Source organism: Pacificibacter marinus, from assembly GCF_018860505.1.
GTDB lineage: Bacteria > Pseudomonadota > Alphaproteobacteria > Rhodobacterales > Rhodobacteraceae > Celeribacter > Celeribacter marinus_B.
Window position 1 is genome coordinate 71236 of the sequence record NZ_JAHKPU010000029.1, and the last position, 8913, is coordinate 80148.

Below are 8913 nucleotides of genomic sequence, written 5' to 3' on the forward strand. Positions count from 1 at the left end.
GGGCGGGGGCCGAGAGCAAAAGGTTCTTATTCTAGAACGATGCCGTAGCTTTCTTGAAGCCATGTCTTCACAAAGTCGCTTGCCTCTTCTGGAACGACAGTCGCATCAGCCATCGCACGTTTTGCGCCCGCGCCAGTCAACTGTGGGTAAAGGCCCAAAGCTGTTTCAGAGATTTCTGCGTAATCAGGGCGGTCTTTGATGGCTGCGAAGGCTTCGGTAAAGGTCGCGATTGCTTCTTCAGAGGCGCCATTTGGCAAGAACACCATCTTTTGCGCTGGGAAACCGGCGATAAAGAAGGCTTTCCATGCGTCCCAAGTCGTGCCGCTTGTCTCACAGTTGGGGTTCGCTTCGCAGACTTCCTTAAAGCTTGGCATGTCTGGGAATGTCGGGTCGCGGACAATGTTGCCATCATCATCAAGCGCGCCAAAGCTGAACCAAGGTGTCGCTGTGCCAGCCTCTACCAATGGGGCAACACCTGACAGATAAGACGACGATGTTTGGTAATCGATATTGGCTTCTCCACGTTCGAACATCAAACGTCCGTCACCACGGCCTTCGATGCCAAACACAGGTTCGACGTTGAGACCAAGCATTTCCCATGCCAGCAATGGCACAAGATCAAGACCTGTCGCCGATTGCGCACCGTAAATGAAATCTTCATCGTTCAAAGCTGTCGGATCGGCAGCATAGGCCTCTGCGAGAGCAGGTGGCAGGTAGGCTACGCCACCAGTGCCAGATGCGAGCACAACGTTCCAGTCACTGTATTCGTAACGCACGCGCGGATCGTCCAGCAAATACGGGAATTGTGTTGATCCAGATGAGCCGAACAGGGTTGTTCCGTCTTCATATTTCAACCGTTGGAAATGATTTGCGCCGGTTGTTGACCCTGCACCTGGCATAAATGTGACCACAACCGTTGGATTGCCCGGCAAGGCTTGGCTGAGCAATGGTGCGTAGAAAGTGGCCCAACGTGCTGAGCCGCCGGTCTCGGAAAAAGGAATAATCCATTCTACAGTCTCGCCAGATAAATCAAGACGGTGGTCATCTGCCAAAGCCGCTGTTGACGATAGCGCAGCCGCGCCAATTGCGCTTGCACGCAAGAATGCTTTCAATGTCATGTTGTCCTCCCAGACAGTTTTGCTCTAGTCTTTAGAGCAGGCAATACGAATCAAGCCAGCCCTCCAAAGCCCTCTTGATATTCTGACCATCGCGCGCCAACCTTTCACCAAGCTTGCATCGCGGAAATTTGAAGAGGACGGAGTTTTGCGGATTGTCATAGTTGAAGACAATAAAAGCGTTGCCAATGGCATAGCCTATGTCCTGCGTGACGCAGGTCACGCGGTCGATTTGATTTTTGACGGTGCAGCAGCCGACGAGTTTTTAAGAGACGATGGCGCTGACGTTATAATACTTGATTTCAACTTGCCCCAACTCAGCGGGATTGAAGTGCTTAAAGGTCTGCGGGCCCGCGGCGATCAACGGCCTGTCTTGATGTTGACCGCACGCACAACACTTGAGGATAAACTGGCCGGTTTGAATTCTGGTGCGGACGACTATCTGGCAAAGCCTTTCGAGATGGCCGAATTGACCGCACGTTTGCAGGTTCTTATGCGGCGCGCTGTCGCAAAACCGGTTCCGACCCATTCAGTCGGCCCACTTACTTTCGATCTGGCCGCACGCCAAGTCGTCAGCACAGACGGGCCATTGGAACTGCCGCGACGCGAGGTGGCGATTTTTGAGGCCTTGATGCTGGCCCAAACGCGCACGCTATCAAAACAGGCCCTACTGGATAAAATCTATGGCACGGGGGCAGAGGTCGATGAACAAGTGGTCGAGGTCTATGTCTCGCGTCTGCGCAAACGGCTAAAGCCTTTTGCGATCGAAATTAAAGTCCAACGCGGGCTTGGGTATTCAATGCATTATGGTGGGGCATGATGTGGACAATGTCGCTTAGAGCGCGGCTGACATTGATCATACTGACGCCCTTGATGGTGATTTCGCTGGGGCTTGGTGTGCTGACCCTTAGTGATGCAAACGCTCGTGCGAACGATCGCTTTGATCGCTCACTTTTGTCCATTGCTTTGGCCATCTCACGCGATACAGCGCTGTCGGGTGGCGACGCGCTGAGCCCTAAGACGCTCTCTTTACTCGGCGATACATCTGGCGGGCCGGTTTTTTATCATGTTTACGCGCCAAATGGTGCCTATGTCACAGGCTATGCGACACCGCCCGTTTTGCCAAAAACATTAGATGAGAACGCACAGGCTCAAATTTACTATGATGCGATTTACCGTGCACAGCCCGTTCGGGCGCTGCGGTATGTTGATGCTATGTCGATTGAAGGGCTGAGCGGTGATTTCACCTTTACGGTTTGGCAAGATATTGCGTTACGCAACAGTTTTGTCAGGGATATAACGCAACGCACCTTTGGCATAATTGCAATCATTATCACCGCGCTGGCCCTTAGTGTGTGGTTTGGCGTGCGGGTTGGCCTGCGTCCTCTACATGATTTACAAGACGCGATTTCGCAACGCTCCTCACGCGAGTTGAACGAAATTCAACGCGCTGTTCCTGTTGAAGTCAAAGGGGTCGTACAGACTTTGAACAGCCTTTTGTCAGAGCTGCGTGCCACGCTGCACGCCAAAGACGAATTCATTTCAAACGCGGCACACCAATTGCGCAATCCCATCGCTGGGGTTCTTGCTATGTCAGAGGCCGTGCGCTCTGCCAAGACCTTATCTGATATGAAAACGCGCAGCGAAGACCTTGTCCTTGCGGCGCAAGATGCGTCCGATTTGGCGAACAGTCTTCTGGCCTTTGAGCGTGCGATTTCACCAAGAGAGATTGCAGACTTTCCTATCGTGGCGATTGACGAGTTGCTCGGCGAATTGGAAAACAATGCCCAAATACGCGCGGCAGATCGTGACATCGTGCTTGAGTTTGATCTTGGTGCGACTGGCAGCGTTTTGCACGCAGATCCAGTTCTTCTTCAACAAGGTGTCCTCAATCTGATCGAGAATGCGCTTTGCCATGGTGGGGCCAAGCTGACGAAAATCAGTTTGAAAACCCGTGCCACATCTGCCGCTATCCAAGTGACGGTTGCAGACGATGGTATCGGCATTCCGCCTGATAAGTTGGACATCGCGACGGCACGTTTTGGTCAAGTCTCTCTTTCGGGGGGCAGCGGGCTTGGCCTGCCGATTTCAATCGCTGTCGCCGAAAGCTTGGGTGGAGATTTGTCGTTGAGCAGTTCGCAAAAGGGTCTCACCATCGTCATGACTCTGCCGACCAGTCTTGCGAGGCGGGTTTAGAGGTCAAAACACCACGCTGTGATGTTCCATTTATATGACGCCCAGTTTTGTGATCGTACGAAAACAAATGACAAATGCAAAACTATCTGCATTAGGTTTGCAAAGGATTACGAGAACACAGAGTAGTGCCAAACATGCCAACACCGTTGATTGATGCAGAAAATTTGAACGCGACCGTCTATGCGGATTTGCGGATCAAATTGATCTCGGGTCAGCTCAAACCGGCCGAGGCGGTCTCTGTGCGTCAATTGGCCGAACTTTATGGTGTCTCAACCATGCCCGTGCGCGAAGCCTTGCGGCAATTGGCGTCCGAAGGTGCGCTAAAATCTGCTGCACGCAAAGCCTACCGCGTCCCTGATTTGAGCGCCAAAGAGGCCTCAGACTTGTTTTTCGTACGTGGTGTGCTTGAGGGGGCAGCCGCCGAACTTGCGGCGCAGCGCATGACAAAACGCAAGCTCTCTCTGCTGGAAACCGCTGTTCGCAAAACACGCAGCTGCTTGACGAAGCGGGATGCCAATGGATTGTTGTTGGCCAACTATGACTTTCACAGCACCATCTATCAAAGCAGTGACAATGACGCGCTCGCGTTGAGTATTGATCGTCTCTATGTCCAAACGGGGCCCTGGTTGGGTCACGGGATCATGAACCTTGTGGACGCAGACAATTGGCTTGGCGAGCATGATTTGATCATCGACGCTTTGCGCAATGCGGATTCCAAATCTGCGCGTAAGTTGATTGAAGAAGATGCTTTTTGGGGTGTTGAACTTTATCGTCAACGGGCCTGATGCTCAATCGATGCTGTGCCGGTCCCCTTAACGCTTAAATTATCACCATCCTTTCGCAAACCTGTACCGGACGCTTTAAAATGCGTCCGCTTGGAAATCTGCGTGTATTATTTCTTTTGCCAGCTATGGCCAAATGCTCTACATCTGTGATCACAGATTCGCTTTAATTTGGAGCAAGCAATGCAAGCCATCCCCCCCATGGACGCACAAGAATTGCGTCAACATTTGACAGACTTGACCAGCCAACCAAAGGATGAGGCCTATAGCATGCCGTCGCCTTTCTATACGTCCCAAGAGTTCTTAGATCTTGAGAAAGAGCAGATTTTTCGCAACGAATGGGTTTGTGTTGGGCATGTTGGTGAGGTCGCAGAACCTGGTGATTTTTACACAACAGAATTGGTCGACGAACAGCTGTTGGTGGTGCGCAACGACGAAGGGGGCATCAACGTGTTGTCCAATGTGTGTCGACATCGCGGCAACATGGTTGAAAACGAGGCCAGCGGCAATCGTCGCAGTTTTGTCTGCCCTTACCATGCATGGACGTATAAACGTGACGGTGCGCTGAAAACTGCGCCTTTGATGCGAAAAGCCAAAGCCTTTGATGCAAAAAAATGCAGCTTGCCACAATTCAAAACCGAAATTTGGAACAATTTCATTTTTGTGAATTTGGACGGCAAGGCAAAGCCACTAGCGCCACAATTGGCATCGCTCGATGGCATTTTACATAACTATCATCATGAACTGCGCAATCTATTGTTCAAAACCGAAGATGTTTGGGCCACCAATTGGAAGAACCTGACCGAGAACTTTATGGAAGGGTATCACCTGTTTGCGACCCACCCAAAGACATTGCAGCCGATGACGCCAACGCAATTGTGTCGCAAGGTGCCTAGTGAAGATCGTTGGACGGCGTATCGGTCATACTATGATCCAGAATACCCACCGCGTGGACCGTTCCACGATGACATGACAGAAGACGAACAGCGCAATTCTGTTTTGTTCAACATTTTCCCAAGCTTTGTGGTTGCTGTGGCGGCGAACTATACGTTGTTCTTGTGTTTGCGTCCCAATGGAGCGGATAAAGTGTCAATTCGCTGGGGCGTTTGTGGCCTTAAAACCGATCCAACAGACCCCGAAGTCGTCGCCTATGTGGACCTGTGCAAAGCCTTCAATGCCGAGGACAAAGAGAAACTGGAAACTCTGCAACAAGCGCAGAAAACACGGTTTTTCGCTGGCGGCCCATTGGCACCAGATGACTTGGAAGGCACGATCTGGGATTTTCTGAGCTATATGGACAGTAAGCTGGGCGTTAAGCCTGTCGCTACAGCCGCTGAATAACTCAAGACCCGCGCGCCTGTTTACGCAGGCGCGCGTCATTTATGACAACAGCGACTTCAGGACCGTGTCGGGGTTTGTAATCACGTCAGATGCCGGTGATTTTCCCGCTTCGATCAACCGCTTGCCGATCATGTAATCACGGGGCGCGTTCATGGCATCTACGGCCAGAAAGGTCTCGCCACAATAATACCAATGCGACACCGAATGAGGCTTATCTCCGACACGCGTGACGACGGTATCATAGCCTGTATTCAACCCCGCGATTTGCAGTTTTACATCATATTGATCTGACCAAAACCACGGTTTTGCGTGATAGGTAACGCCTGCGCCCATGATGTTTTGTGCAATGATTTCAGCCTGATCTATGGCATTCGGCACGCTTTCAAGGCGCACACGCGTATCGCCTATCGGGAAAGACGCGCAGTCACCAGCAGCCCAAATATGCGGATCTGACGTCGCGCCAAAAGCGTCGGTGGATATGCCGTTTTCGATCTGCACTCCCGCGGCTTCGGCCAGTGCAGTATTGGGGCGAATACCAATGCCTGCGATGACAAAGTCCACATCCAGTATCTCGCCAGTTGAAAGCACCGCCTGCGTGACGTGATCGTCGCCGTTCAGCTGGGACAGGCCCACGCCTTCGCGGAGCGTCACGCCGTGGCTATGATGCAGCGCGCGAAAGTAGTCCGAAGTCTGCGGAGCGGCCACACGCTGCAAAATACGCTCGGCCATTTCGACCACCGTAACGTGCAGGCCACGTTTTGCAGCCACGGCTGCGGCCTCAAGGCCTATATATCCGCCGCCGACAATCAAGACGCGACGGTTTTCGGTAAAATACGGTGCCATCGCATCGATATCGGCAAGCGTGCGCACGCAGAAAACACCCTGCAAATCACCGCCAATTTGTGATGGCAATCGGATCGGCGCAGAGCCGGTCGTCAGCACCAATTCATCATAGGCGATACCTTCGTCGCCAAGGTACACCTGCTGCGTTTTGGGATCGATACTGGTGACTGTGGTCCCCATGCGCACCGTGATGTCGGCCTCGTCATAGCTTGACTGAGGGCGCAAAAATAGACGTTCGCGGGACATGTCCCCAAGCAAATACGCCTTTGACAACGGCGGGCGTTGATAGGGCAAAGCAGGTTCGTCACCGATCAAAGTGATCGCGCCCTTGTGACCAAGGGCGCGCAGTTTAAAGGCGAAAGCATTGGCCGCTTGCCCTGCCCCGATGACAACAACATTTTTCATGGCAAAGCTCCTTTGGTTCCGCTTTTGGGAGTTTAGAATTCCACAACAGCGCGGATCGATTTACCTTCGTGCATCAAATCGAATCCGTGGTTGATTTCGTCCAAGGTTAGCTTGTGGGTGATCATCGGGTCGATTTCGATTTTGCCGCCCATGTACCAATCAACGATTTTCGGCACATCTGTGCGGCCTTTTGCGCCACCAAATGCGGTGCCGCGCCAAACGCGCCCTGTAACCAATTGGAACGGCCGAGTGGAAATCTCGGCGCCAGCTGCGGCCACGCCAATCACGACGCTTTCGCCCCAGCCTTTATGCGCCGCTTCAAGCGCCTGACGCATCACAGTTGTGTTGCCGGTCGCATCAAAGGTGTAATCCGCGCCGCCGCCTGTCAGCTCGACAAGATGGGCCACAAGATCGCCCTCGACTTTGGTTGGGTTTACGAAATCTGTGAGGCCGAAATAACGGCTCATTTCTTCTTTATCGTCGTTCAAATCCACGCCAACGATCTGGTCTGCGCCAGCCATGCGCAGGCCTTGGATCACGTTGAGGCCGATGCCGCCCAAACCGAAAACAACACAACGTGCGCCGATTTCAACCTTGGCCGTATTAATCACCGCGCCGATACCCGTGGTGACGCCGCAGCCGATGTAGCAAATTTTGTCAAAGGGCGCGTCTTTGCGCACCTTGGCCAATGCGATTTCGGGCACAACGGTGTGGTTCGCGAAAGTCGAACAGCCCATGTAGTGATAGATCGGTGTCCCATCGAGCATGGAAAAACGCGTTGTGCCATCTGGCATCAGGCCTTGGCCTTGGGTGACGCGGATCGCTTGGCATAGGTTGGTTTTGCCTGACAGGCAGTATTCGCACTGACGACATTCTGGGGTGTACAGCGGGATCACGTGATCGCCCACTTCCAACGTGGTAACGCCCTCGCCTACTTCCAAAACAACACCTGCGCCCTCGTGGCCAAGAATTGTCGGGAAAATACCTTCGGGATCGGCACCTGAGCGGGTGAATTCGTCGGTATGGCACAGACCCGTGGCTTTAACCTCGATCAAAACCTCGCCCGCTTTCGGGCCTTCAAGGTTCACTTCCATCACTTCAAGCGGTTGACCAGCAGCAATGGCAACAGCGGCGCGAGTTCTCATCATTGGGACGACTCCATGATTATTATGTATATACTTATTGCAAATTAGCACATTAAATAAGGTGTAATCTGAACTGGGTCAAGCGACCTGTCACATAAACACAAGGACAATGCCATGCAAATTTTGCCAGCCAAAGCGCTTATTGATGTGCCATGGAAAAACGGCGGTGGTATCACCCGTAATATCGCCAAAGGTTTGCTTGGAACGCAAGCCGTTTGGACCGTCAGCCGTGCGGATGTGGCACAAAACGGTCCGTTTTCAGATTTTGCGGGTATGACGCGCATTTTGACTGTTGTGTCTGGTGGCGGCATGACACTGACGGGCCCAAGCCTGTCTCTTGACGCATCGTTATGGCGGCCTGTGGTTTTTGACGGCGGCATCTCGATTGAATCGCACTTAACCGCCGGTCCGCTTACCGATCTGAATTTGATGTTTGATCCAACGCAGTGCGAGGGCGTCGTGACGGTGCATCAAGAGGCATCGCAGCACGCGATCCAAACGCCTGAGCATGGCATCGTGATCTTGCATGGTTTGGCGGGCGCGCCCAAAATCGACGGCACAGTCTTAGGCGTCAGCGACACCGCGTTCGTAACAGCGACAAACGCGGTGGTGGAGCTGGCTATAGGCGACGCTTTGCTTGAGATTTGCCTCAGCTATATGGATCAAAGCGCGGCCATCAAACTGGCCATTGCAGTACGGTAAGCGGCGATGATCGTATCGCGTTTTACATGCCGCCCCGATTGGACGGCATGGCGACCGGCGGACCAAACATCTGTCACAACACTGTCCTTGGCGCCAAAGACCAAGCCGTCAAGCAGTTGATCTTGGCGCAAGGTGCACAAGGCTGGGGCGGCACTGTCAATCGCGACAAGATCAGCGAGCTCCCCAACCGATATTTCACCTGCGCCACGCCCCAAAGCCTGCGCGCCACCTTTTGCAGCGCCCATATAAAGCGTTTCGCCAACAGAGCCTTCCCCCACAACCATGACATTACGGGCAATATCCCGCAGGCGTTGAGAGTATTCCAAGGTCCGTAACTCTTCGGTCAGTGAAATCAGTACGTTTGAATCTGATCCGACCCCAAAG

General features: G+C 52.9%; 9 protein-coding genes. 5 read left to right on the top strand and 4 right to left on the bottom strand.

Annotation, left to right across the window (positions count from 1 at the left end; all coding sequences use genetic code 11):
• Positions 1-26 precede the first annotated feature (26 nt).
• Positions 27-1118, bottom strand: a complete 1092-nt coding sequence (locus KO503_RS10195) for a tricarboxylate transporter (protein ID WP_215991455.1) — start codon at positions 1116-1118, stop codon at positions 27-29.
• A gap of 145 nt (positions 1119-1263) precedes the next feature.
• On the opposite strand from KO503_RS10195, the gene KO503_RS10200 reads away from it, so the two are divergent.
• The 4 genes from KO503_RS10200 to KO503_RS10215 all read left to right on the top strand — a co-directional run bounded on the left by KO503_RS10200 (position 1264) and on the right by KO503_RS10215 (position 5434).
• Positions 1264-1935, top strand: a complete 672-nt coding sequence (locus KO503_RS10200) for a response regulator transcription factor (RefSeq protein ID WP_215991456.1) — start codon at positions 1264-1266, stop codon at positions 1933-1935.
• An 8-nt stretch (positions 1936-1943) separates the two neighbouring features.
• On the top strand, positions 1944-3311 hold the full coding sequence (locus tag KO503_RS10205) for a sensor histidine kinase (RefSeq protein ID WP_215991457.1): 1368 nt from the start codon (positions 1944-1946) through the stop codon (positions 3309-3311).
• Positions 3312-3445: 134 nt separating this feature from the next.
• On the top strand, positions 3446-4096 hold the full coding sequence (locus KO503_RS10210; RefSeq protein WP_215991458.1) for a GntR family transcriptional regulator: 651 nt from the start codon (positions 3446-3448) through the stop codon (positions 4094-4096).
• 180 nt (positions 4097-4276) lie between these two features.
• A complete protein-coding gene (locus KO503_RS10215; RefSeq protein WP_215991459.1) occupies positions 4277-5434 on the top strand; it encodes an aromatic ring-hydroxylating oxygenase subunit alpha in 1158 nt (385 codons plus the stop codon).
• 39 nt (positions 5435-5473) lie between these two features.
• Here the strand turns inward: KO503_RS10215 and KO503_RS10220 are convergent, their stop codons facing one another.
• Both KO503_RS10220 and KO503_RS10225 read right to left on the bottom strand, forming a co-directional pair.
• The gene (locus KO503_RS10220) at positions 5474-6682 is read right to left on the bottom strand and encodes an NAD(P)/FAD-dependent oxidoreductase (RefSeq protein WP_215991460.1); all 1209 of its coding nucleotides are present in this window, start codon (positions 6680-6682) and stop codon (positions 5474-5476) included.
• A gap of 32 nt (positions 6683-6714) precedes the next feature.
• Positions 6715-7827 (bottom strand): S-(hydroxymethyl)glutathione dehydrogenase/class III alcohol dehydrogenase, encoded by a 1113-nt coding sequence (locus tag KO503_RS10225; protein WP_215991465.1) that lies wholly within the window; start codon positions 7825-7827, stop codon positions 6715-6717.
• A gap of 114 nt (positions 7828-7941) precedes the next feature.
• Between KO503_RS10225 and KO503_RS10230 the strand changes: the two genes are divergently transcribed.
• Positions 7942-8529: a HutD/Ves family protein gene (locus tag KO503_RS10230; RefSeq protein WP_215991461.1), complete on the top strand. Its 588-nt coding sequence runs from the start codon at positions 7942-7944 to the stop codon at positions 8527-8529.
• Here the strand turns inward: KO503_RS10230 and KO503_RS10235 are convergent.
• Positions 8490-8913: amidohydrolase family protein (locus KO503_RS10235; RefSeq protein ID WP_215991462.1), on the bottom strand; the 424-nt coding region annotated here is incomplete at its 5' end. The genes KO503_RS10230 and KO503_RS10235 overlap by 40 nt on opposite strands.

What these genes read in the sequence shown, in the direction of transcription:
- KO503_RS10195 (WP_215991455.1), bottom strand. Translation starts at nt 1,118, where the DNA reads ATGACATTGAAAGCATTCTTGCGTGCAAGCGCAATTGGCGCGGCTGCG.
- KO503_RS10205 (WP_215991457.1), top strand. Translation starts at nt 1,944, where the DNA reads ATGTCGCTTAGAGCGCGGCTGACATTGATCATACTGACGCCCTTGATG.
- KO503_RS10210 (WP_215991458.1), top strand. Translation starts at nt 3,446, where the DNA reads ATGCCAACACCGTTGATTGATGCAGAAAATTTGAACGCGACCGTCTAT.
- KO503_RS10215 (WP_215991459.1), top strand. Translation starts at nt 4,277, where the DNA reads ATGCAAGCCATCCCCCCCATGGACGCACAAGAATTGCGTCAACATTTG.
- KO503_RS10220 (WP_215991460.1), bottom strand. Translation starts at nt 6,682, where the DNA reads ATGAAAAATGTTGTTGTCATCGGGGCAGGGCAAGCGGCCAATGCTTTC.
- KO503_RS10225 (WP_215991465.1), bottom strand. Translation starts at nt 7,827, where the DNA reads ATGAGAACTCGCGCCGCTGTTGCCATTGCTGCTGGTCAACCGCTTGAA.
- KO503_RS10230 (WP_215991461.1), top strand. Translation starts at nt 7,942, where the DNA reads ATGCAAATTTTGCCAGCCAAAGCGCTTATTGATGTGCCATGGAAAAAC.